This window comes from Streptomyces sp. A18 (assembly GCF_059026065.1).
In genome coordinates this window covers 61,284-85,141 of the sequence record NZ_JBWLKL010000033.1, presented here as the reverse complement: position 1 = coordinate 85,141, position 23,858 = coordinate 61,284, and the positions used below count along the sequence as shown (strand labels likewise).

General features: G+C 71.9%; 14 protein-coding genes. 8 read left to right on the top strand and 6 right to left on the bottom strand.

Annotated elements, in window-relative coordinates; genetic code table 11:
* Together AC5P1C_RS34125 and AC5P1C_RS34120 are read left to right on the top strand one after the other, a co-directional pair.
* On the top strand, positions 1-201 hold a 201-nt coding region (locus tag AC5P1C_RS34125; RefSeq protein WP_493869848.1), incomplete at its 5' end, for a TetR/AcrR family transcriptional regulator C-terminal domain-containing protein.
* Between the two features lie 515 nt (positions 202-716).
* Positions 717-905: a chorismate-binding protein gene (locus tag AC5P1C_RS34120; RefSeq protein ID WP_493869847.1), complete on the top strand. Its 189-nt coding sequence runs from the start codon at positions 717-719 to the stop codon at positions 903-905.
* Here the strand turns inward: AC5P1C_RS34120 and AC5P1C_RS34115 are convergent.
* From AC5P1C_RS34115 to AC5P1C_RS34100, 4 genes are read right to left on the bottom strand one after another with little or no spacing between them, the layout of a single operon-like run.
* Complete coding sequence (locus tag AC5P1C_RS34115; RefSeq protein ID WP_493869846.1) at positions 902-3,937, bottom strand: amino acid adenylation domain-containing protein; 3,036 nt, start codon at positions 3,935-3,937, stop codon at positions 902-904. The two genes, AC5P1C_RS34120 and AC5P1C_RS34115, sit on opposite strands and share 4 nt — an antisense overlap.
* Positions 3,938-3,979: 42 nt before the next feature.
* Complete coding sequence (locus AC5P1C_RS34110; protein ID WP_493869845.1) at positions 3,980-5,194, bottom strand: cytochrome P450; 1,215 nt, start codon at positions 5,192-5,194, stop codon at positions 3,980-3,982.
* A gap of 10 nt (positions 5,195-5,204) precedes the next feature.
* Positions 5,205-6,284, bottom strand: a complete 1,080-nt coding sequence (locus tag AC5P1C_RS34105) for a TauD/TfdA family dioxygenase (RefSeq protein WP_493869844.1) — start codon at positions 6,282-6,284, stop codon at positions 5,205-5,207.
* A gap of 50 nt (positions 6,285-6,334) precedes the next feature.
* On the bottom strand, positions 6,335-8,728 hold the full coding sequence (locus AC5P1C_RS34100) for an AMP-binding protein (protein ID WP_493869843.1): 2,394 nt from the start codon (positions 8,726-8,728) through the stop codon (positions 6,335-6,337).
* A gap of 304 nt (positions 8,729-9,032) precedes the next feature.
* Here AC5P1C_RS34100 and AC5P1C_RS34095 point away from each other — a divergent pair, with 304 nt between their 5' ends.
* The 5 genes from AC5P1C_RS34095 to AC5P1C_RS34075 all read left to right on the top strand — a co-directional run bounded on the left by AC5P1C_RS34095 (position 9,033) and on the right by AC5P1C_RS34075 (position 19,389).
* Positions 9,033-10,172, top strand: coding sequence for an SAM-dependent methyltransferase (locus tag AC5P1C_RS34095; RefSeq protein ID WP_493869842.1), 1,140 nt, complete (start codon positions 9,033-9,035; stop codon positions 10,170-10,172).
* A gap of 222 nt (positions 10,173-10,394) precedes the next feature.
* The gene (locus AC5P1C_RS34090) at positions 10,395-11,909 is read left to right on the top strand and encodes an AMP-binding protein (RefSeq protein WP_493869841.1); all 1,515 of its coding nucleotides are present in this window, start codon (positions 10,395-10,397) and stop codon (positions 11,907-11,909) included.
* The gene (locus AC5P1C_RS34085; RefSeq protein ID WP_493869840.1) at positions 11,906-13,705 is read left to right on the top strand and encodes a class I SAM-dependent methyltransferase; all 1,800 of its coding nucleotides are present in this window, start codon (positions 11,906-11,908) and stop codon (positions 13,703-13,705) included. The genes AC5P1C_RS34090 and AC5P1C_RS34085 overlap by 4 nt, the downstream gene beginning before the upstream one ends.
* A 69-nt stretch (positions 13,706-13,774) precedes the next feature.
* Positions 13,775-18,586, top strand: coding sequence for an amino acid adenylation domain-containing protein (locus AC5P1C_RS34080; protein ID WP_493869839.1), 4,812 nt, complete (start codon positions 13,775-13,777; stop codon positions 18,584-18,586).
* Positions 18,586-19,389: a thioesterase II family protein gene (locus AC5P1C_RS34075; protein ID WP_493869838.1), complete on the top strand. Its 804-nt coding sequence runs from the start codon at positions 18,586-18,588 to the stop codon at positions 19,387-19,389. The genes AC5P1C_RS34080 and AC5P1C_RS34075 overlap by 1 nt, the downstream gene beginning before the upstream one ends.
* On the opposite strand, the gene AC5P1C_RS34070 is transcribed toward AC5P1C_RS34075, so the two are convergent.
* Positions 19,334-20,362, bottom strand: coding sequence for a LysR family transcriptional regulator (locus AC5P1C_RS34070; RefSeq protein WP_493869837.1), 1,029 nt, complete (start codon positions 20,360-20,362; stop codon positions 19,334-19,336). The genes AC5P1C_RS34075 and AC5P1C_RS34070 overlap by 56 nt on opposite strands.
* 161 nt (positions 20,363-20,523) lie before the next feature.
* Between AC5P1C_RS34070 and AC5P1C_RS34065 the strand changes: the two genes are divergently transcribed.
* On the top strand, positions 20,524-21,804 hold the full coding sequence (locus AC5P1C_RS34065; protein ID WP_493869836.1) for an MFS transporter: 1,281 nt from the start codon (positions 20,524-20,526) through the stop codon (positions 21,802-21,804).
* Positions 21,805-21,841: 37 nt separating this feature from the next.
* Here the strand turns inward: AC5P1C_RS34065 and AC5P1C_RS34060 are convergent, their stop codons facing one another.
* Entirely contained in the window at positions 21,842-23,800 is a 1,959-nt protein-coding gene (locus tag AC5P1C_RS34060; protein ID WP_493869835.1) for an acyl-CoA dehydrogenase family protein, read from the bottom strand.
* Between the last annotated feature and the right edge of the window lie 58 nt (positions 23,801-23,858).

Below are 23,858 nucleotides of genomic sequence, written 5' to 3'. Positions count from 1 at the left end.
GCCGAGCGGTTCGCCGTCTTTGCCGCGGCAGGGCTGCTCGAGGTCCCCGACCCTCGGCTCGCGGCCGACCAGTTCCTTGCGCTGACCTTCGGCGTCGCCCTGGACAGGCTCGGTTCCGCAAACGCCGCGGAGGACCCCCGCGTGCGGCCACTGGTCGTCGAGGGAGTGCGGACCTTTCTCCGCGCCTACCGGACCGCGTAGGGCAGCGGCAAGGGGGCAACGCAATCGCCCGTGCTCGTCGCGCCGCCGCCGGGTGCATGGACAGCGTGGCTCGAAAGCACCCTGACGCGCCCTGAAGGCGCGAGCGCCCATAACGTCCGATCGCCCGCGGTCCGGAGACCGGCGCGATCGTGCGCGGGCAGCTCCCCGGCACGCGCGGCGCACGTGGCGCCGGGCGGTCGCGGTCAGTCCAGGGGGGCGTCGAAGAGGTCGACGACGAATTTGCGGACCGTTCCGCGGACCACCGGGGTGACTCCGTGCATGAGTTGAGCACCGTAGGCGAGCGCGACGCCGGGCCTCTCATCGGCCGTCCACAGCGTCTTGGGCAGGCACCCTCCCCACCGGCCACGACACCGACAGCCCGACCCTGCCGTCCGTCCTGCTCGGCGCGGCACTCCCACCGGCCTCGCGCGAGCACTGATCAGCACACTGGAACCCGTCCCGCGGCGCTACTACAGCGGGCTGGTCGGCTGGATGGGACAGGCCGGAGACGGGCAGTGGGACACGTCCTGCGCTGCGCCGAACTCTCGGCGGCGCAGTTGCGCCTGTACGTCGGCGGGGGCATCACCGCCCAGTCGAACCCCGAAGCGGAACTGGCCGAAACCCAGGCCAAGTTCGCCACCATGCTCCAGGCCCTGGAGGACACCTTCGACGAGTGGGCCCGTCACCCCTCGGCAGTTGACTAGACCGATACTCGGCCGTCAGAAGCGGCAGCGAGCAAGTCCGTGAGGTGGCCGGACAGTTCGTCCAGGATGGTCGCCGGGACGCGGGTCGGGTCGCACTCCAGCCAGATGTCCCAGGCGCCGTCGGCGGACGGCCAGATCTGGACGAGCAAGGGCAGGGAAGCGGCGGGTGGCCGGACCTCGCGGCGGGCCACCGTGTGGCCAGGCAGATGCAGGTCGGCGGCTGGTGCGTTCTGGTAGATCACGGCGGCCTGGAAGACCGGGGGCAGTCGGTGATCGTCGGGGCGGGGGGCGACGGCCGCCAGGTCGGACAACGGCAGCGGTGCCAACCCGACGCCCGCCAACCAGTCCCGGCGGGCTGCCGCCGCCACCTCCGCCGGTCCGTCGCAGGAGCGGAAGTCGAGGACCAGGGGGATGGGCCGTACGAAGTAGCCGACCACGTCCTCGCCGACGCGCTCCCGGCCGGCGTGGTACGAGGCGACGGTGAAGCAGTCGGTTCCGGTGAGGCGGTGCAACGCCGAGCCGTACCAGGTGAGTGCGGAGAAGTGCGGTGAGCGGTGGATACGCGTACACAGAGCATCGACTTCCCCGGCATCCAGGGCCAGTTGCCGCCGCGCGTACCGGGCGGCTTCACCCGGTGTACCGGACGGCAGGGCCAACGGCTCGGCCGATCGCAGTGCGTGCTGCCAGTGCCCGCGCGCCCGAGCCAGTGCCGCCTCGTCCCGCAGTGCGGGCGGGGGAGTCTGGACCTGGACCGGGTGTGTGTCCCCGCCCGTTTCGCCCGCCGCGTAGGCCGCGCTCAGGTCCGCGAGGAAGGCGCGCTCCGACCAGCCGTCGTAGGCGATGTGATGGAGCACCAGGGTGATCACCGACCCGGTGTCGCAGGGCGTGACGAAGCAGCGCAGCGGAGGGTCGGTGGCCAGGTCGAAGGGGGTGAGCCACGCGTCCGGTACCTCCCCGGCGAGGCCTGCGTCGCGCTCGGTCTCGTGGACGGGGATCCGCGCCTGGGGCAGTTCGTGGGCCACGACGGCCGGGCCGCTGAGGCGGAAGACCGTACGCAGCGCGGGGTGGCGGGCGGCGACGGAGTCGAGGGCGGTGCGCAGTGCCCCGATGTCCACGGCCGGGGCGACGGTGAAGGAGAGCACCAGCAGGTGGGCGGGGTCGCCGGGCGCGAGTTGCTCCTGGAGCCACAAGTCCTGTCGGCTGTCCAGGACTTCGTCCTGCCCCGGCACGGCTTGGCGCTCCGCCTCCGGGGCGCCCAGGGGTTCGGCGTCCGCGGCGATGGCCCGCGGGGTGCGGCCCTCGTGCACCGTGGCCAGGGCGACGCGGACGCGGTGGTCCCGTTCCAGGCGGCTGGCCAGCTGCATGGCGAACAGCGAGTCCCCGCCCGACTGGAACAAGTCCTCGTCGGGTCCCAGGGGTCGGCCCACCAGCGCGGCGGCCGCGGTGAGCACCGCCTCCAGGAGGGAGTTGTGCGCCTCGTCGGCCTCTTCCGGCACGCCGGAGTGGGCGATGGCGGGGTGGTCCGTGTCGAGGCGTTCGGCCAGGGCCTTCAAGTCGACCTTGCCGCTCGCGGTCAGTGGAAAGGCGTCCAGCAGCACCAGCTGCCGGGGTCGCAAGTAGGGCGGCAGCTCGGTGTGGCAGCGGGCGTGCAGGTCCTCGGCGGTGCGGCCGTGGCCCGGGGGGAGGCAGTGGGCCGCGAGTCCGGTGGCGGCGCCGCTCGGGTCGCGCAGGACGGTGACCGCCGCCCGCGGCACGCCCGAGTGCTCCAGGAACTGCTCCAGTTCAGCGGGCTCCACACGCTGCCCCCGGATCTTGACCTGGCGGTCCTGGCGGCCGGCGTAGAGCAGGAGCCCGTCGGTGTGCCAGCTGCCGAGATCGCCGGAGCGGTACACTCGCTCGCCGCCGGGCAGGGTCCGGAACTTGCGCGCCGTCAGTTCCTCGTCGCCCAGGTAGCCGAGGGCGAGGCCGGTGCCGCCGATGCAGATCTCTCCGGTCGTGCCCGGCGGGCAGGGGCGGTCCTGGGCGTCGAGGACGTGGATCGGCGTGCCGGGCAGGCCCGTTCCCAGAGGGATCTGTCCGTAGCGTTCGGCGTCGCCGTCCTCGATGACGCGGGTCGTGGCGAACACCGTGGTCTCCACCGGGCCGTAGCCGTTGACGAGGCGGATCGTGGGGTGCGCCGTACGGAATCCGCTCACGTGTCCCGGTGACAGCCGCTCGCCGCCGGTGAGTACTTGGCGCAGTCCGGCGAAGCAGCCGGGGTCCTCGTCGACGAAGGCGTTGAAGAGCGCCGCCGTGAGCCAGAGGGTGTCCAGGCCTGTCGCTGTGACGTACTCGTGGATGAGCGCGGGGGAGAGGTGGCGGCCCTCGGGAAGGAGCAGGGAGGTGCCGCCGTTCATCAGGACCGACCACAGCTCGATCATCATGGCGTCCCAGCACACCGGGGCGGCCTGCAGGACGGTGCGCCCCGGTCCGAAGTCCGCGTAGTCCACCGCGATGAACCGGCTCACCACCGCGCGGTGCGGCGAGATGGAGCCCTTGGGCTCGCCGGTGCTGCCCGACGTGAACATCACGGCGCAGCCGTCGCCGGGCCCGATCACCGGCAACAGAGCGCTGTCGGGCGGCCCTTGAAGGTGCAGCCGGTGGCGCTGTGGCGCGGGGTCCAGGGTGAAGGCGGCGTCCGGGCCTTCGTCGGTCAGGATGTGGGCGTCCGCCTTCCGCACCAGGTGCCGTACGCGCGACTCGGGCCAGTTCGGATCCATGGCCGCGTAGATGCCGCCGGCCTTCAGGACGGCCAGGAGCGCGACGACGAAGGCCGGGGTGCGGCGCATGCGGATGGCCACGTACTGGCCGGGCTGCAGGCCCTGGGCCACCAGGCGGCGGGCGAACGCGGTGGAGTCCTCGTCCAACATCCGGTAGGTGAGCGGCGGTTGGTCCGGGGCGAGGACGGCCACGGCGTCCGGGCGGGCGGCGGCCTGGGCCGCCACCAGGTGGTGCACCGTGGCGTCGTGCTGCGCGTACGCGGGCGCGGACATGAGGGCTCCTCGGGCGGGGTGCGGAAGGGCAGCGGCGTGGATTCAGAGGGCGGGTGTCGCCGCGGCGGGGGCGGTGAGACGCAGGGGCAGGGCGGCGAGACCGCCCACCGTGTACGACGCGAGCCGCCGCGGCTCACCGGCCAGGGCGATGTCCCCGGTGCCGGTCACCAGTTCGTCGAGGAGCACCCGAAGGACCAGCCGTGCGAGGGCCGCGCCCAGGCAGAAGTGCACGCCGCCGCCGAAGGTGAGGTGGCGGTTGGGGGTGCGGTCGAGCCGGAAGACGTCGCCGTCGCCGAACACCGACTCGTCACGGTTGAGCGAGGGGATCCATACGGTGACCGGGTCCCCGGCGGCGATGTGCTGATTGCCCAGGACGGTGTCCTGGACCGCTGTGCGCAGCAGGTGGGTGGCGGGTGGTGCCCAGCGCAGGATCTCGTCGACGGCGCGGGCCGGATCCACCTGGCCCGCCTTCAACGCGGCCCACTGGTCGGGGTGTTCGAGCAGGGCCAGCATCCCGCCGGCGGCCGCGGCGCGGGTTGTGTCGCCTACCGCGACGATGACGTTGTCGCAGGTGAGGATGGCTTCCTCGTCGGTGAGCCCTGCGCCGTCCGCCTGGGCGACGACCAGCGCGGACATGAGGTCGTCGCCGGGGTTCGCGCGGCGGGACTCCATGACCTGGCTGTAGTAGTCGAGGAGTTCCAGGTGGGCGATCTGGGCGTCGAGTCCGCCGTCGTCCTGGTCGCGGGAGGAGATCCGCGCCGTGGCGTCGGCGATCTTGCTGACGTCCTCGATCGGCACACCGAGCAGGTCGGCCGCCAGAGCGAGCGGAATGCGTGCGGCGACGTCCTGCGCGAAGTCGCAGTGCCCGGCGGCCACTGCCCGGGTCACGAGCGGCCGGACGATCGAGCGCGCCTTGTCCTCCAGACGGGCCAGCGAACGCGGTGTGAAGAGCCGGCCCACCGCCCGGCGCAGCACCGTGTGGTGGGGCGGATCGGTCAGGGCGAGCATCTTCCCGGCGCCAGGGAAGGGCTGACTCAGGTCGCGGCGCAGCATCGTGCCCTGCGCGGAGCTGAAGACCTGCCACTCCTGCAGCACCCGCAGCCCGGGTTCGTAGCCGGTGACCGCCCAGAAGCCGGACCCGTCGGCCGGCTGGTGCCACCGGACGGGCTGTTCGCGGCGCAGGGCCCGCCAGAGCGGGTGGGGGTCGCCCGTCGCGTAGAGCTGGGGGTCGGTCAGCGTAAGGGTCTCTGGCAGCACGGCGGTGTCCTCAGTCGTCAAGAAGGGCGGGCGGTGTCGGCCCCGCATCCGGTGCGGGGGATGCGGCGGGGCGGACGCGGTGCTGGCCGAATCCGTGTTCCAGGCGCTCCTGGTGGGGCCGGGCCGGGCGCTCGGTGCCGGCCGAGCGGACCAGGATCCGCTTGAGCCAGCGGTCGGTGCCGTCGTAGCGCGGCGGAAAGGCCGAACGGCCGTGCACCATCACGTCGTTGTCGACCAGCAGCAGATCACCCGGGGCGAGGTCGACCTCGACGGCGTGCCGGTCGAAGGCAGGCTGCAGTCGCGCGTAGGCCTGGGCGAAGTCCGATTCCGGGGTGAGCAGCCGGGTATAGGCGGGGTCGTAGCGCACGCACCGGGCGTCCTGGGTGCCCCACACGGTGCGGATGCCGCGGGCGTGGTCGCCCTGGCGGGGGTCGGGCTCGTAGCTGTCGTCGGGGTCGATGACCACCTGGGGGCTGCCGAGTTGGGCGGCGTCGGTGGCACTCAGCTCGATGTCTCGGATGCTGGCAAGGCGGGTGCCGGTCCGGCCGGGGTTGCGCAGGCAGGCCAGGAGCAGGAAGTCGGCGCGTTCGGGGTGGAAGCCGTCCTCGGTGTGCCAGGCCAGGGCGAGCGTGCTGCTCGCGCCGACCTGCCGGGTCTCCTGGCCGGGGCTGGGCAGGATGTTGTGCACCAGGTGGCCGTCCTGCTGGTTGGTCCAGCCGAAGACCTCCCCCAGCAGACGGCCGACGAGGGCCAGCGCGAGGTCGTAGGGCACGTCTCCGGGACCGGTCGGCGCGGACCAGTGGGTGGGGGTGGGGCCCGGTTCGCCCAGGCCGGTGAAGAGGCCGCGCAGGACCCGGTAGCCGTTCCATTCCGCGGGCGACCCGAGCAGTGCGGACAGTTGGCGTATGAGGTCGGGCGGCAGGTGATGGCGCGGGTCGGCGACGATGCTGTCGGCGGTGGCGCCGGTGTGGGCGAGGCGGTGCACGGCCCGGCTGAACGCGCGTCGCGTACCGGGTGAGGGGAGATGGACCCGGGTGGCGCGCGCGGCGGCGTCGGGCGCGGCGGCGGGACGAACGGCGATGTCAGTCATGCTGCTCTCTTTGCCGGTGCTCGAGGGGCTGGGGTGGGGGGCCTGAGGGCTCAGCGGTGCGAGGAGAAGCCGGACGCCTTGAGCAGGGCCGAGCGGTCCGCCTTGCCGGTCGCGGATACGGGGATGTGGGTGACCGGGACGAAGTGGTCCGGGAGCATGTAGGTGGGCAGCAGGTGGGATACGGCGGTACGGGGATCTGGCGGACTCGCGGCCTGCGCGCCGGTGGTGTCGTCCGCAGGCGCGGGTACGTAGAACGCGGCGAGCTCGGGGCCGTGGGGGCCTGACACCGCGACGGCGACGGCTTCGAGGATGTGCTCCGGGCACCGGTTGAGCGCGGCCTGTACCTCGGCCAGTTCGATGCGATAGCCGTTCACCTTGACCTGGTCGTCGACGCGCCCCAGGAACCGCAGGTTGCCGTCCGGCATCCAGCAGGCCCGGTCGCCGGTCCGGTACATGCGACCGGCACCGGGCGGGGCGGGGGCGGGACTGAACGGGTCCGGCAGGAACTTGTGTGCCGTCAGGCCGGGAGCCCCCGCGTAGCCGGCGGCCACGCAGACGCCGGCTATGTACAGGTCACCGCTCTCGCCGGCGGCGCAGACCCGCAGGCGGTCGTCGAGGACGTAGTACCGGGAGTTGGGCATGGGGGTGCCGTACGGGACGCTCGGCCAGGCGGGGTCCACGGTGTCCACCGGGAAGTGGTTCGACCACACGGTGCACTCCGTCGCTCCGCCGAGGGCGACCACCTGGACGCGGGGGAAGGCCTCGCGCAGACGTCCGGGCATCGTCAGCGGAACCCAGTCGCCGCTGAGGAAGACCAGCCGCAACGTGTCGCGGCCGCGGGGCTCGTCGAGTTCGAGGAAGGACAGGGGCACGGACATCGCGGCCGGTGCCGAGTCCCAGAAGGTGATGGGCTCGTTCTGCAGGATGTCGGTGAGGCGGTCGGGGTCGCCCGCTTCGGCGTCGGCGACGAGCCGGATCGAGCCGCCCGCCGCGAGGATCCCGAAGACGTCGTACACCGACAGGTCGAAGCAGAACGAGGTGACCATCAGGAGCCGGTCGTCAGGCGTGACCTCGTAGGTGCCGTTGACCCACTCGATGAGGTTGACGCCGCTGCGGTGGCTGACGGCGACTGCCTTGGGGGTTCCGGTGGAACCGGAGGTGAAGATCGCGTAGGCGATGGACGCCGGGTCCACCGCCGTCGGCTGGGGTTCGGGCGCGCAGCGGGCGATGTGGTGTCCGGTGGTCACCGTCAGCGGCGTCGGCCCGGTCCGTGTGGTGCGGCGCTTGTCGACGCGCAGCACCACGTCGTAGCGGTGGGCCAGTTCGTGGGGCAGGGCGCGGCTGGCGCGGTCGAGGATGTGGACCTCGGCGAAGCGCGGGTCCCCGGCGGACAGCCGGGTGAAGAAGTCGGGCGGCACGCGCAGACCGTCGTGCGCCTCCTGGTCCGGTGCGACGAGGTCGGCCAGGACGAGGGTGCCGGTGTCGGCAAGCTGGTCGGCGAGGGTGTCCAGGACGTCGCGCAGATAGTCGGTGCCGGGGAAGAACTGGATGGTGCTGGCCAGCAGCGCCACGTCGTAGGGGCCCGGAGCCAGGCGGGCGGCCTCGTGGGCGAAGCCGGTGACGATCTCGGCGTGCGGTGCGTGCTGTCGGGCCCGGTCGCGTGCCTTGTCCGAGGCGACGGGGGAGGGGTCGATGCCGACGTAGCGGGCCACCTTGGGGGCGAGCTCCTGAAGAATCATCCCGATGCCGCTGCCCGCTTCGAGGACCCGTGAGGTGGCGTCCAGGTGGGGTGTGACCAGGTCGGCGACGTGGCGGGCGTAGGAGGTGACCTCGTCGAGGGTGTACTGGGGCCCGTCCTCGCCCCGGTTGAATCCGGCGGCGCGCAACTCGTCCGTGTCTTCGGCGACCCAGTCCCACAGGTCCGCGACGGTCTCCGCCGAGAACTCGCCCTGCCACGGCCGCTCTTCGGGGGCGTCGACGCACACCAGGTGGGCCAGGTCGGGCAGCGACCAGCAGATCTCGGTCGCCACCCGGTAGTGGGCCCGGTCCACGACCAGGTAGCCGACCCGCAGCGCGGACAGCATCGCCGCGATCCGTGCCGCGGGCCAGCGGGGGTCCAGCGGGACGTATGCGGAGCCTGCGCGCACCACGCCGAGCAGCGCGGCGACGGTGTGCGGGGCGTGGTCGCCGAGCACGGCGACATAGCCGCCGGGGCGGGCACCCAGCTCGTGCAGGTGCCGGGCGATCCTGCCCGACCAGGTGTGCAGCTCTCCGTGGGTGAGCGTGCCGTGGTCGGTCACCAGCGCCGGGCGGTGGCTCCAGCGCTGCGCCGCCTCGCCCACGAGGTCGTGGAGGAGCGCGTCGGACCGGAACGCGCGGTGCGTTTCGTTCCATGCGCCCTCGGGTGCGGAGGGACTGATCGACGAACTCGTCAACGGGTGCACGAAAACTCCCCAATGCGGCGGGTGCCAACTGGCCCATTGCTAACACCGGCTCGAAGGCGCTGACTATCCGGCAAATAGTGCAAGCCCGGGAATGCCTTTTCGTGTGCGTAAAGAGTGCTGGTCGAACCGGGTTGTGGAGCTGAGCTTCATACCCACTGCGCGCGTGAAGAATTTCGTGTATTCACTGCGGCTCGGGCCGCCGTGACCATGGCGGCATGAGTGAATTCCCGGTCGTGGTCGAGCGCGATAAACAGGATGGGACGTCCGCCCCGCGGCATCCGTACTCATGCGGCGGAGACGACGCGTGACGGCCCCCGCGCGGAGCAACGGCGCTCAGGAGAACGGCAGTTGTTCCTGGCAGACCATCACCGTCGGCAGCCGGCGGCTGCGCCTGCGGGTGAAGCGGGACGCGGCGCTGGACGGGCGGCCCTATCTGTGGCCGTCGGTCGGCGAATACCCCCTGTACGACGACTTCCTCTACCACGTGATGCTCGAGGACGAGCCCCGCAACAAGATCTTCCGGGAGGCGATCGCGGCACGCGCCCCGCACGCCCGCGTCCTGGAGGTCGGCTGCGGCCCCGACCTGCTGTGGTCCCTGTACGCCGCCGAGAGCGGCGCCCGCACCGTGCGCGCAATCGAGAGCATCCCCGACAGCGCCGTGCGCGCCACGGAACTGGCCAGGAAGCGGCCCCAGTACGACATCGAGGTCCTGTCCGGCGAGGCCACCACGGTCGAGGTGCCCGAACGCGCCGAGGTCTGCGTCGCCGAACTGGTGGGCAGCATCGGCGGCGCCGAGGGCATCGCCGCCGTCCTGGACGACGTACGCGAGCGGCTGCTGACCCCGGGCGCCGCGGTGATCCCCGCCGTCGTCGGCACCCGGGCCGCCGCCGTCTGCGCCCAGGATCTCCTTGAGGGGGAGTTCGCGGTGGACGTGGACTTCGCCGACTACGTCGGGGAGGTCCTCACCAGCGCGGGCGGCCCCTTCGACCTGCGGATGTGCCTGGGCAACGTGGACCGTTCGGCGCTGCGTAGCACCGCCTGCCTGGTGGAGGACCTGCGCCTGGAGGAGGGCATCGCGCGATTCCCGGCCGCCCGGCTCGAGATCACCTCGCCCGGTCCGGTCGACGGGCTGCTGCTGTGGCTGACCATGCGCTGCACCCCGGACGGCCCGGTCCTGGACAGCCTGGAGACGGTCACCAACTGGCTTCCGGTGTACGTGCCCTTCGACGTGCCCGAGCCGATCGCGGCAGCACCCGGCGACGTCCTCGAACTGGACTGTGCCGTATGCCCGGCGGCCGACGGCCTCCACCCCGAGTACACCTTCACCGGCGCCCTGGTGCGGGCCGACGGAGCCCGCGTGCCGCTGTCGGGGCACTCCCCGTACGCCAATGGCCCCTTCCGGGCCAGCCCGTTGCACCGGGGCCTGTTCGCCGAGGAGGCCTAGCCCGCCACCCGCCTGCGGACGTCAGCCGCGTCGTACGCGGACGGAACGAAGATCACCCATCCCCCCAGGACGTAACGCAGAAAGGTTCGACATGCCCATTCCTGATGTCTGTGGAGAGCACGGTCACGTGTCCCCCTCGCTCCACGCGGCGGTGGGCGCATGAGTACCTCCCTGCCTTCTTTGTGGGGTGGCGAAGCCCAACCCCCCTGTTTCCTGGAGTCGTTGATCAGCTCGTCCGCCCGGCACGGCGAGCGGATCGCCGTCGCCGACGAGGTGCGCGAGGTCAGCTACGACGGGCTGCTTGCCTGGTGCGCGCAGATCGCGGGACTGCTGCACGAGCAGGGTGTCCGCGCCGGGGACCGGGTCGCCGTCACCGGTCCGCGCGGCACCGATGTGGTCGCCGCGACGCTGGCCGCGATCTGGCTCGGCGCCGCCTGCTTGCCGTTGGACGCCTCCTATCCCGAGCGGCGCCTTGCCCACATGCTGGCCGACAGCCGTCCCACCGTGCTGCTGCACAGCGGAGACCTGCCCGCCGTCGCCGCCGACTGCCCTGCCCTGCGGATTCCGCCGCCGGTGCACGGCGAGCGGGACGCCGGGCCCGTCGGACCGGCGCCCGTCGCGTGTGTGCCGGACCGCCCGGTGTACGTGATCTACACTTCCGGGTCCACCGGCTGGCCCAAGGGCGTTGCCCTGCCCCACAGTTGCGTGGACAACATGGCCGAGTGGCAGCACAGCCACTCCCGGCGCAGTGACCTGCGCACGGCGCAGTTCGCGCCGATGAACTTCGACGTGTGGTTCCAGGAGGTGCTTGGCACCCTCGCCGGCGGCGGCACGCTGGTGACCGTTCCCGAGCGGCTGCGGTCCGACCCCTTCGAACTCCTCAGCTGGCTGCGCCGGGAGCAGATCGAGCGGCTGTTCCTGCCCTGCCTGGCCCTGAACATGCTGGCCGTCGCCGCGAGCACCGAAGCGAGCCTGGACGACCTGGCGCTCGCCGAGATCAACACCGCGGGCGAACAGCTCGTGTGCTCAGGACCGGTGCGCGAGCTGTTCACGCGGCTCGAGGACTGTGTCCTGAACAACCACTACGGGCAGAGCGAATCGGCGATGGTCACCGTGCACACCCTGCGGGGCCCCGCCGCCGACTGGCCGGTGCACCCGCCCATCGGCCGGCCCCTGCCCGGCTGCGAACTACTCATCGCCCCCCTGAGCGAAGACGGGTCGCCGGGTGACGTACCGCGTGACACCGGCGAACTCCTGGTCGCAGGGCTGCCGATGTCGAGCGAGTACATCAACCAGCCGGAGCTGAGCGCCGCCCGCTACATCAGCATCGAGCGCACTCGGCACGGCCACACCCGCGCCTTCCGTACCGGAGATCTGGTCCGGGTCGAGGAGGGCGCCCTGCGCTTCGTCGGCCGCCTCGACCAGGAGGTCAAGATCCGGGGCTGCCGCGTCAACCTGCTGGAGGTCGAGGCCTGCCTGCGCGAGCTGCCGGGCGTCGGCGAGGCGGTCTGCGTGGCACCCGAACGCTCCGAAGGGGGCCGCACCCTGCACGCCGCCGTCGCCGCGGCGCCCGGGGCAGCCGAGCCGGACCCCGACGTGCTGCTGCGCGAGCTGGCGCAACTGCTGCCCGCCGCCTCGGTGCCGTTGACGATCACCGTGCTGCAGACGCTGCCGCGCAGCCCCAGCGGCAAGACCGACCGGGCGGCGATCGCCCGGCAGACCGGAGGAGACCGATGACCGACACCGTCGTCGCCGCGACATCGGCGCAGGAGATCGAGACGGCACTGGCGGCTCACGCCCGGGTGCGCGAGGCGGCCCTGCTGCCCCGCCACACCGACGACGGGACCCGCCTGGTCGCCTACGTCGTGCCCGACCCGGCCGCGGACACCGGGCGGGCCGGCTGGGGTGCTGGTGACGTCCTGGAGTCCTGGCAGAACGTCTTCGACGACACCTACGAGGGCGCCGATGAGCCGGGGGGCGACGGCGAGAACTCCGGCTGGGTCGACAGCTTCACCGGCGATGCGATCCCCGCGGAGGGCATGGCCGAGTGGGCGGAGGAGTCGGTCCGCCGCGTCCTGGCACTCCAGCCCCGCAGGGTCCTGGAGATCGGCGCGGGGACCGGGATCATCATGCGCCGGCTGCTGGCCGGCGCACCCATCGAGCACTACGTGGCCACGGACTTCTCCGCGCGCTCCGTCGAACTGCTCGACCAGCGCGCCGCTGAGCTGACCGCGGATGGCCCCGACGCCGGGGTACGGGTGACGGTGTGCCAGGCCGACGCGCTGCGGTCCCCGCAACTGGTCGACGAGATGTACGACACCGTCATCATCAACTCCGTGGCCCAGTACTTCCCCTCCCTGTACTACTTCGAGGAGGTGGTGCGCCGCGCCGTGGACGTCGTCCGGCCCGGCGGCCACATCCTGCTGGGCGACCTGCGCAACGCCCGGCTCGCGGAGGCGTTCACCGCCCTGAAGGTCGCACGGCACAGCCCCGCCGGTCAGGGCGCCGCGCAGGCCGCGGCCGGCGAGGCACACGAGGCCGAGCTCGCCGCCGACGGTGAACTGAGCCTGGACCCGGCCTGGTTGGCGGCCACCCCCACCCGGATGGCGCGCGTCTCACACGCGGAGGTCGCGCCCCGGCGCGGCATCCACCCCAACGAGATGACTCTCTTCCGCTTCGACGCCCTCCTGCACATCGACTGTCCGCCGCAGCCCGCGCCCCCCGGAGAGTCCGCACCCGCGGCGAACCCCGGCCACGCACTCACGCTGGAAGAGCTGCGCGCCCGCCTTGAGCAGGACCCCGGCCCGATCGCCTACCGGGGCGTCGTCAACCGCCGTCTGTCCGAGGCGCTGAGGGCCAGGGACGGCGCACCGGCCGGCCCGCGGCAGGCCGAAGGCCACTCCGCCGGGCCGGCCACTGGCATGGACCCCGAGAGCGTGTGGCGGCTCGGCGAGGAATGGGCACGCCCCGCCCGCATCAGCTGGGCATCGGGCGACCCGGACGGCGCGTACGACGTGTCCTTCCCGGCGGCCGACCCCACGGACCAGGGCCACTTCACCCTCGCCGGAATCGATGCCGCGCACGACGCCGGTGCCACCAGGCCTGTCGTGCCGTACCCGCCGCGCACCGTGAAGACGGCCGGAGGCGGGCTGCGCGAGCACCTCAAACGACACCTGCGCACGCCCGTGGCACCGCTTGACGTCGTGTTGGTCACCGAGCTGCCCCAGACACCAACCGGGGTGTCCCAAGAGCAGCTGCCGCTGCCCCGGCCGGGCGTGGAGACCGCATCGCGCGAGGTCACCTCCCTGCGAGGAGGCGATCTGCTGAGCATCGTCCTGGAGGCCTTCGCCCAACAACTGACCGCGGGCGCCTGCGGCCCCGACGACAAGTTCTTCGCCGTGGGCGGCGGGTCGCTCAAGGCCGCGATGTGCGTCCGGCGCCTGCGCGAACAGGGGCTGAAGGTGACGGTGCGCGACATCTACCAGTGCGGCACGGCACGCGCGCTGGCCGACCGCATCGCGGCGACGGCGTAACCCCACCACACGACACAGCGCACGCACACGGTCGGCACCACCGGCCGGCAACGAGAAGCGGAGAGGCAGATGACCAAGGCCGGTTACGTGGAACCGAGGCCGGGCGCCGAGCAACTGGTCGCCATGATGATGGCCGAGGTCCTGGGTCGCGAGCGGGTTGGACGGCACGACGACTTCTTCAAGACCGGAGGCCACTCGCTGCCCGCCGTGCGCCTGGTCGCCCGTGCGCGCGAACTGTTCGGCGTCGACCTGCCGGTCAAGCTGCTCTTCGACGCGCCCACAGCGGCCGAGTTCGCCGCGCAGGTCGCGCGGGGGAGCAGCATCAGCCGACGCCCCCTGCAGCGCGGGCCGCACGGGCCGGCAGCTCCGGTCTCCTCAGCCCAGCGCCGCCTGTGGTTCCTGCAGGAGCTCGAGACGGAGTCGACGGCGTACCACATGGGCGAGTCGTTCCGGATCGACGGACCGCTGGACGCGACGGCGCTCACCACTGCCGTCGCCGCTCTCGCCCAGCGGCACGAATCGCTGCGCACCCGCTTCTCGGTGGCCGACGGTGTACCCGTACAAAGCGTCGACGAGCAGTGGAACGGCGCCCTGGAACTGATCGACGCCCCAGGGGAGGAGACCCGAGGCGAGGAGGAGAGCACCGCGGCCATCGCCGACTTCTGCCGCCGCATGCACGCCGACCCCTTCGACCTCGCCCAAGGGCCGCTGTTCCGTGCCCGGTTGCTGCGCCTTGGACCGCAGGACCATGTGCTGTCGCTGGCCATGCACCACATCGTCTGCGACGGCTGGTCCATGACGCTGCTCCTGGAAGAGCTCAACGACCTGTACGAGGCGGCCTTGCCCGGCCGCAGCGTAGCCCCGGCGCCCGACGGCGTGCGCTACCGCGACTTCGCCGCCTGGCAGCAGGCCGAACTGGCCGGCCCCGCACTGCAGGAGCTCCTGGACTACTGGACGGCGCACATCGAAGGCGCCCCCACCCTCCTGGAGTTCGCCACCCCGGACGAGGCCGCCGCCGGCCCGCGTGCCGAGGGCGAGGTGCGGTTCACGCTGTCACCGGAGGTGACCCAGGCCCTGCGGGACCTGTCGCGCGCTTCCGGCGCCACCATGTTCATGACGCTGCTCGCGGTGTTCGAGATCCTCATCTCGCGCTACAGCGGCGAGCGCGACCTGCTGGTGGGCACCCTCGTGTCCGGGCGCACCCACCCCGAGGTGGAGGACGTCGTCGGGTTCTTCGTCAACATGCTCGCGCTGCGGGCGGACCTGCGTGACGACCCGGACTTCACCCGCCTGGTGGGCCGGGTGCGCGAGGTGGTCCTCGACGGATTCGCCCACCAGGACCTGCCGTTCGAACGCCTGGTGGAGGCCGCCAACCCCGAGCGCACCTCCGGAATGCCGCTGGTCCAGTCGGCCTTCCAGTACTTCGAGGACGACGCGGCGCGCAGCCCCCTCCAGCTCAGCGGCGTCCGCGGTGTCCACGCGGTCAATCCCCCCGGACGCGAGGACCCCGACCTGCCGCTGGCCATGGACCTCCACCGGCACGGCGACGAACTGCGCGGCCTGTTCACCTACGACCGCGCCCTGCTCAGCCCCGCCGAGGCCCAGTGGCTCGTCGAGAGCTTCGTGACCCTGGCGACCGAAGTCGTCGCCGATCCCGGGCGCCCCGTCTCCCAGCTGCCGCTGGTGGGGCCCGCCCACGCCGCGGACGTCCTGGCCCTGGGCGCCGGACCCGAGGTGCCGGTGACCGACAGCTCGGTCCTTGACGCGCTGTGGCGCCAAGTGGCCGCCACTCCGGACAAGGCGGCCGTGACCGACGCCGACGGCACCTGGACCTTCGCCGAACTGGGCCGCGCCGTGCGGGGCGTGGCCGGCGCGGTCGCCGCCCACGGCCCAGTCGTGGCCGTCGCCGGTCAACGCTCACGGCTGATGGTCGCCGCCCTGTTGGGCGTGTGGCAGGCGGGGGCCGCGGCCGTCCCCCTGGAGTTGAACGATCCGCCCGAGCGGCTGCGGTCCGTGCTGGTTGCCAGCGGGGCGTCGGCGCTGCTCGGCGATGCCGCGGCCGCCGCACTGGGCGGGCCCGGACTGGCGGTGATCGACCTCGCGGATGCGGTGGCCGCTCCCGCGGCGGACGCCGGCGGGCCCGGCCCGGACGATCTGGCGCTGATGCTCTTCACCTCCGGCACCACGGGCACGCCGAAGGGGATCTCCCTCGAACACGGCGCGCTCGCCAACCTGCTGGCCGCCCACCGGACCGCGGGCTGGCACACCGACACCCGCCGACGCGTCGCCTGGACGGCCTCGTTCGCGTTCGACGCCACCATCGACCAGTTCCTGTGGCTGGCCGCCGGGCACGCACTGCACGTGGCCGGTGAGGACACCCGCCGCGACCCGCACGCACTGCTCGACTTCGTGCGCGACGCGAGCATCGACGTCCTCGACGTCCCGCCCGCACAGCTTCCGCACCTGCTCGACCTGGGCCTGCTCGAAGAGAGCGCCGCCCACCGCCCCGGTCTGCTGCTGCTCGGCGGCGACGCGATACCGGCCCAGCTGTGGCAGCGGCTGCGCGCGACACCCGAGGTCACCGCGTGGAACCTCTACGGGCCCACCGAATGCACCATCGACGCCCTCACCTGGCCGCTGGCCAACAGTGAGACACCGCTGATCGGCCGCCCGGTGGCCAATACCCAGGTGAGGATCCTGGACGCGGCCGGTCATCTGCTCCCGCCGGGCGTCGCGGGCGAGCTGTATCTGTCCGGCGCGCACGTGGGCCGCGGCTACCTGGATCTGCCCACCGAGACCGAGGCGCGCTTCCTCCCCGACCCCTACTCCGACCGGCCCGGGGCTCGCATGTACCGCACCGGCGACCGCGGCTCCTACACCGATGATGGTGCCGTACGCTTCCTCGGCCGCCTGGACCGGCAGGTCAAGGTGCGCGGACACCGGGTGGAGCTGTCCGAGGTCGAGGCCGCCGTCCTGGCGCAGCCCTGGGTGCGCCAGGCCGTCGCCGTCCACCACGACGGCGCCCTGACCGCCTACCTCGCCCCGGCCGCAGGGGACGGGCAGCTCGACGAGCTGCGGGACACGCTCGCCGCCCGGCTGCCCGCCGCCATGGTGCCCACGGCCTTCGTGTCGCTGGCGACCTTGCCCCTGCTGCCCAGCGGCAAGATCGACGTGCGGGGCCTGCCGAAGGCCGACGAGGTGTCCGCCACGGCGTTCGCCGCACCCCGGCCGGGCGCCGAGGAACTGGTCGCCCAGGTGATGGCCGAGGTCCTCGGCCTGGACCGGGTCGGGCGGGACGACGACTTCTTCCGGATCGGCGGACACTCGCTGCGCGCCGGCCGGGTCGTCTCCCGCATACGACGGCTGTTCGGCACCGAGGTATCGGTCAGAACACTCTTCGACGCGCCCACGGTGGCGGAGTTCGCCGCCGCCGTCGAGCGGGGCACCCGGCCCGAGCGGCGACCCCTGGTGCGCACCACGCACGGTGCCGCCACTCCCGTGTCGTACGCCCAGGCCCGGCTGTGGTTCATGCACGAGCTGGACCCCGACTCGACGGCGTACCACATGGGTGAGTCCTTCCGGCTCACCGGCACGATCGACCCCACCGCCCTGGCAGCGGCCGTCGCCGGACTCGCGCAGCGGCACGAATCGCTGCGCACCCGCTTCGACGTCGCGGACGGTGGCCCGGTACAGATCGTCGACGCACACTGGAGCGGCACGCTGGAACAGGTCGAATCAGCGGCCGTACCCGGGTCCGAACAGGACGCGGCCGTTCACGACTTCTGCCGCCGCATGCTGGAAGACCCCTTCGACCTGGAGAAGGGCCCGTTGTTCCGGGCCCGCCTGCTGCGCCTGGGGCCACAGGACCACGTGCTGTCGCTGGCCATGCACCACATCGTGTGCGACGGCTGGTCCATGACCCTGCTCCTGGAGGAACTCGCGCAGCACTACGAGGCCGCCGTGCTGGACCGGGCACGACTCCCGCAACCGCTGCCGGTGCGCTACCGCGACTTCTCCGCCTGGCAGCAGACCGAACTGGCCGGGCCCGCCCTCGCGGAGCTCCTCGCCTACTGGAAGGCGCACATCGACGGCGCCCCCACCCATCTGCCCGCCCTCGCGCCGCGGCCCGAGAGCACCGAACCGGGCACCCGCACCGTCGAGTTCGCGCTGTCACCGGATGTGACGCAGGATCTGCGGGCCCTGTCGCGGGCATCGGGCGCCACCTTGTTCATGACCCTGCTCGCGGCGTTCGAGGTCCTCGTCTCGCGCGTCAGCGGCGAGCGCGACCTGCTCGTCGGCGTGCCGGTGGCCGGGCGCACCCACCCCGAGGTGGAGGGCGTGGTCGGGTTCTTCGTCAACATGCTGGCCCTGCGCGCGGACCTGCGCGACGACCCGGACTTCACCGACCTGGTGGGCCGGGTACGGGAGGTCGTACTCGGCGGCTTCGCCCACCAGGACCTGCCGTTCGAACTCCTCGTGGAGGCGGTCAACCCGGAGCGGGACCTGGGCCTGCAGCCGCTGCTCCAGGCGACCTTCCAGCTCTTCGAGGAGGAGATCGACGCAGGCTTCGCCCTGCACGGACTCCAGAGCGCGCCGGTCGACCTCAGCTCCAGCGCCCCGCGCTTCGACCTGTCACTGGACATGTTCCGTGAGGGGGACGGGCTGCGCGGCTGGTTCCACTGCAACAGCACGGTCTTCACCGCGAAGGAAACGGCCCTGCTCGCGGACGCGTTCACGCATCTGGCGGGGGAGGTTGCCCGGGACGCCGCCCGGCGCCTTTCCGACCTGCCCGACCTGCCCGAGCTGTCCACTCGGACCGCGCCGGTCGCCGCCGACCAACACGTACCCGAGTCGGTCCCTGTGCCGGCGGGGAGGAGCTGATGAAAAGTCAAGAGGCGTGGTTCGTACCGCTGTCGGGTCCGGCCGACCCGGAGGTCGAACTGATCATGGTGCCCGGAGCGGGCGACGGGCCCACCACCGCGCGCACCCTGCCCCCGTATCTGCCGCCCTCTTGGCGGTTGAGCTCGGTGTGCCTGCCCGGACGGGGCCACCGCTTCGACGAACCCCTGGCCGAAGACCCCTACGCCATGCTGGACTCCGTCGTGGACGCCCTCGGCAACCTCGGCCCGGCCCCCGTGGTCCTGCTCGGGCACAGCCTGGGCGCGCTGTGGGCGCTGGAGGCTGGCGGACGGCTCGCTCGCCCGCCGGCTCTGGTGGCCACGGTCGCGTGCGCACCCCCGCGGCCCGGCGGCGCATCGGGCATGGAGGAGCCGGACGACACCGAGGACCGGCGGTTCATCCGAGGCCTGCTGATGGACCAGGGGCTCACCGACCCGGAGTGCCTGGACGAGCTCGTCGAACTCACGGTGCCCATCTTCCACGCCGACCTGACGCTTGCCGCGCGCTGGACGGCTCCCGAACAACCGGTGCTGGCCTGCCCCGTCGTCTCGTACTACGCCTCGGAGGACGGCCTTGCGCCCACACCCTGGACATGGCACACCACGGGCAGGGCCGAAGCGGTGTGGCTGGAGGGCGGGCACATCGTCCACCAGGAGCGGTCGGCCGAGCTCCTCGCGGATCTGGCCCGCAGGGCGGCACCGTACCTGGCGACCCACGCTCCATCGGGTCTCACCCAACGGCTGCCTGTGCCATCGCTCGCGGCTCGCTCGGGTAGTAGTCGGTGACCGGCAGCCCCGGATAGGTCTCCGGGTCGCTCAACATCCGCCGGTGGTGGTGCGGGTTGCGCTCGACGGTGCGCTCCACGTACCACCGCCGGTAGAGGTCAAGGACCGCGGGAGCCAACCGTTCCACCGCCGGGTGACCGCGCCAGCTGAGCATGTAGCGGATCTGCACCGCGGAGGACAGCGGCAGGCGGTGCAGTCCGGAGGGAAGCGGTTCACTGGGCCCGCCCAGGGTCACGGCTGTCGACGTACGCAGCAGCTCGTGGGCCAGTTCCTGGGACTCGGGGTAATGGACGAACTCCTGCTCGTGGCCGCTGGCTTCGCGCAGCTGGCGCGGCACCGCCACTGCGCTCTCCTCCGGCGGCGCGACCAGGGCGAAGCCCGCGAGCTGTCCCAAGCTCAGGCCGGGACCGCCGGCCATCGGGTGGCGACAGTTGAGATAGGCCCAGGCGTCCTCCGCAACCACCTCGTGGCTGTGCAGCTCGCGCAGGTCCTCGCCGAACCCGGTGTGGGGCCGGTGCCAGGTGCGCCACCACAAGAAGTCGACCTCGCCGCGGCGCAGTTGATCGAGCCCAAGCGCCACCGACCGGTAGTGGCGCACCTCGCTCGCGCCCGGCGCCGCGATCGTCGCCATCCGGTCCGGCAGATCGCACGGCGTGAGACGGTACAGAGCCGTACACAAGGGCCGGACGAGCGCAGGCAGCGGCTCCTCCAGGCCCGAGATCCGGGCTCGAGTCTGCGTCCACTGCGTCTCGATGGACGAAATGGACTGAAGCGCGAGCGCACCGGCCTCCGTCAGCTGCACATGAGTGGTGGTCCGGGCAAGGAGCCGTTGCCCCAGACACCGCTCCAGGCGGCGCACACGCTGTGAGACGGCTGACACGGACACCAGCAGACGTTGCGCGGCCCGGGTGAAGGACAACTCCTCGGCGACAATCTTGAAGGTGGTGAGGTCTATCCAGTTCATCTCATTCATGGAGCACATGGTCAGGCACCGGCGCTGCCCGCACGAGGACGCGAACCGCTGGCTCGAGCGGTGCCCGAGCAACCTTCCAGCCCCGGGCCACAGACTTGCGGAGCAGGGCGGGGCCATGACTTGTCTGCGTACCGCTGTCGACATCACTGAGGAGTACCCCAATGGTTGCGCCCGTTCAACCGCCCTCGTACCGCGCCGTGTTGCGCACACCGTCGGCCGGGCGCACGTTCCAGGTGTCGCTCGTCGGACGGCTGTCCTACGGCATCGTGTTCCTGTCCCTGACACTCGCCATCACGTCGAGTACGGGGTCCTACGTCGTGGCCGGGGCCGCGGTCGCCGTCTTCGGCCTGACCAACTCCCTGCTGGCACCGCTGCGGTCCGGCCTCATCGACCGGCACGGCTCGGCCCGGCTGCTGCTGCCCATGGGCGTCGCCTATGCGCTGCTGCTGGCCGTGCTTGCCGCGCTCACCTGGAGCAGCGTGGCAGACGCCTGGCTCCTGGTGCCCCTCGCCGCCGCGGCGGGCGCCTGCGCCCCGCCGCTCGGCCCGGTGATGCGCACGGTCTGGAGTGACCTGCTGCCCGACGCGCGGATGTTGCAGCGGGCCTACAGCCTGGACACCGTCTGCGAAGAAGTGCTGTACGTGACAGGGCCGTTGATCGTCGGACTCCTGGTGATCGTGGCGGCACCACCACTGGGGATCGCCGTCAGCGCGGCCTTGGTCCTGATCGGCACGCTGGCCTTCGTCCGGACGTCGCCCGTACGCGCCCAACGCGGAACCCTCGCGATGCCGACCCCGGCCACGCCCGCCGCCGGCGGCCGGCACGGGTTGACGGCAGGGCCGCTGGCGGTGACGGCCGCACTGGGGCTGGCACTCGGCTCACTGAACCTGTTCGTGGTCGCCTTCGCCGGCCGGCACGGCCAACTCGCCTCCGTCGCCTGGATCGAAGCCGCCCTCGCCGTCGGCAGCGTGGTCGGCGGGCTCCTGTACGGAAGCCTCAACTGGCGCACCCACGCCCGCACCCGCCTCGCGGTACTGGCCGCGGCGCTCGCCGTACCGCTGGCCCTGGCAGGCACCGCGTCAAGCCTGCCCGCCATGATGACCGCCACCGCCGTCACGGGCCTGTTGGTCGCCCCCACCCTGACCACCGCTTATCTGCTCGCCGACGAGCAGGCCACCGACCAGAACCGCACCCGCGTCGGCACCTGGGTCAACACCGCCTTCAACCTGGGCAACGCGGCAGGCGCAGCCGCGGCCGGTTTCCTGGCCGAAGCCCTGCCGCTCCCCGCCTGCTTCGCCCTGGCCGCGGCCCCCTTGCTGCTCTCCGCGATCGCCCCGCTGGTCTTCGGCCCGTCCGAAAAGCCGGAGGCCACGCAGAAAGAAGCAACGCTCGACAAACGCGACGGGGCCGAGCCCCTGCAGCCCCAGGGCCCGACCACCTGAATGGTGCCGACCGCCGCCCGAACCGAAAGCCGGTCGATCACCCCACCAGATCAGGCGAGCGCAGCAGCTCCGGCGGGATGTTCCACGCATCCACGACGTCGTCGGCGATCGGCCGGAGCTTGCGGCACAGGTCGTTCACCTCGCGGCGGATCGCCTTGGAGCGCTGTACCGTCAGTCGGCCGTGTTCCATGAACCAGGCGCGGTCCGCCTCGATCGTGGAGAGCGCGAACAGGTCGCACAGCAGTCCCAGGGCGACCTTGTTGTCACCGTCGGGCCGCTGGCGCACCTTGTCGACGAACGCCTCGAGCACCAGCCGCTCGACGTGCGCGTGGGCCACCGCGATGACGTGGTCCTGCACCTGTGAGAAGACGACGCCGGGATGGGCCTTCTGGTCCATCCCACGCTTGAGCCTGCGCGCCACACCGGCCAGCATGTGCTCCTCGCGGAAGCGGAGCATGGCGAGCTGATACTCCGAATCGAGGAGGCCTGCTTCCTGGTCCCACTCGTCGCCGCCCGGCAGCAAGTCGCGCACCCGCTCAAGGAGTTTGTGGGCCGACGTCTTCTCGATGACCGTCTCCACGGCGAGGTTCGTGACGTACCGGACCATGCCGAGCTGGTCCATGTTCTCGAACTCGCCTGCGTAGTGGGTCAGCAGACCCTTCGTCACCAGTTGAAGCAGTACGTGGTTGTCGCCCTCGAACGTCGTGAAGACATCACTGTCGGCCTTCAGGGCGGCGAAGCGGTTGACGGCCAGGTAGCCGGCGCCCCCGCAGGCCTCGCGGCACTCCTGGATCGTGCGCGTGGCGTGCCAGGTGCCGAGCGCCTTGGTGCCCGCGGCCCGTGACTCCAGCTCACGTCGTGCGTGCTCGTCGCCCTTGATCCCCGAGAAGACCTCGTGCAGCTGCGTGCGCATGACGTCCTGGGCGAAATGCAGCGCGTAGGTGCGCGCGACGAGCGGGAGCAGTCGGCGCTGGTGCATGCCGTAGTCGAGGAGCACCTGCTCCTCGGTGTCCGAAGCCGCCTCGAACTGCCGTCGGCGAAGCCCGTACTTGACGGCGATCGCCAGGGCGACCTTGCTGGCATTGATGGCACCACCTGCGACGCTGACCCGCCCCTGCACCAGCGTGCCGAGCATGGTGAAGAAGCGGCGCCCCGGGTTGTCGATCGGACTCTCGTAGACGCCTTCGGGTGTGACGTCGGCGAACTGATTGAGCAGCGCGTCGCGCGGCACGCGTACGCCGTCGAACCAGATCCGGCCGTTGTCCACGCCATTGAGGCCCATCTTGCGGCCGTCGTCCTCGATCCGGACGCCGGGGGCCACCTCACCGTCGACGCGGATCGGTACGACGAAGGCATGCACCCCCTGGTGCTCGCCGCGCACCTCCAGCTGGGCGAAGACGACCGCAAGCTCCGCGTGTCGGGCCGCGTTGCCGATGTAGTCCTTGCGCGTCTGGTCTTCGCCGGTGGTGATGACGAACTCCTGGCTGTCGGCGTCGTAACGGGCCACGGTACCGAGCGCCTGGACGTTGGAGCCGTGTCCGGTCTCGGTCATCGCGAAGCACCCCATCAGCTTCCCGGTGATCAGATCCGGCAGGTAGGCCTTGTGGTGGCGTTCCGTGCCCAGGTGCAGGATGGCCCCACCGAAGAGCCCGAACTGCACGCCGACCTTCACCAGCACCGACAGATCGCCGAAGGCGAGCGTCTCGAACGCGGCGATCGACGCGCCGATGTCGTCGCCACCGCCGTACTCCTTCGGGAATCCCATGCCGGTCTGTCCTGTTGCCGCCATCTCGACGACGAGCTCACGCACGCGCTCGCGGAACGCGTCGAAGCCGAGCTGCTCCGCTTCGTCGAGTACCCCCGCGTACGTCGTCAGATTGGTGCGGACCAGGCTGCGGACCTCGGCGTATTCGCCGTCGAGCAACGCGGCAAGAGCCGGCACGTCGATGACGGGCTGCACGTATCCGCCGGGGGAAGTGGTGCTGTCGGTGACCATGTCGCCCTGCTACCCGGCCACTGGACGATCAAATCGGTCGCTTGGTCCATCCAGCGGC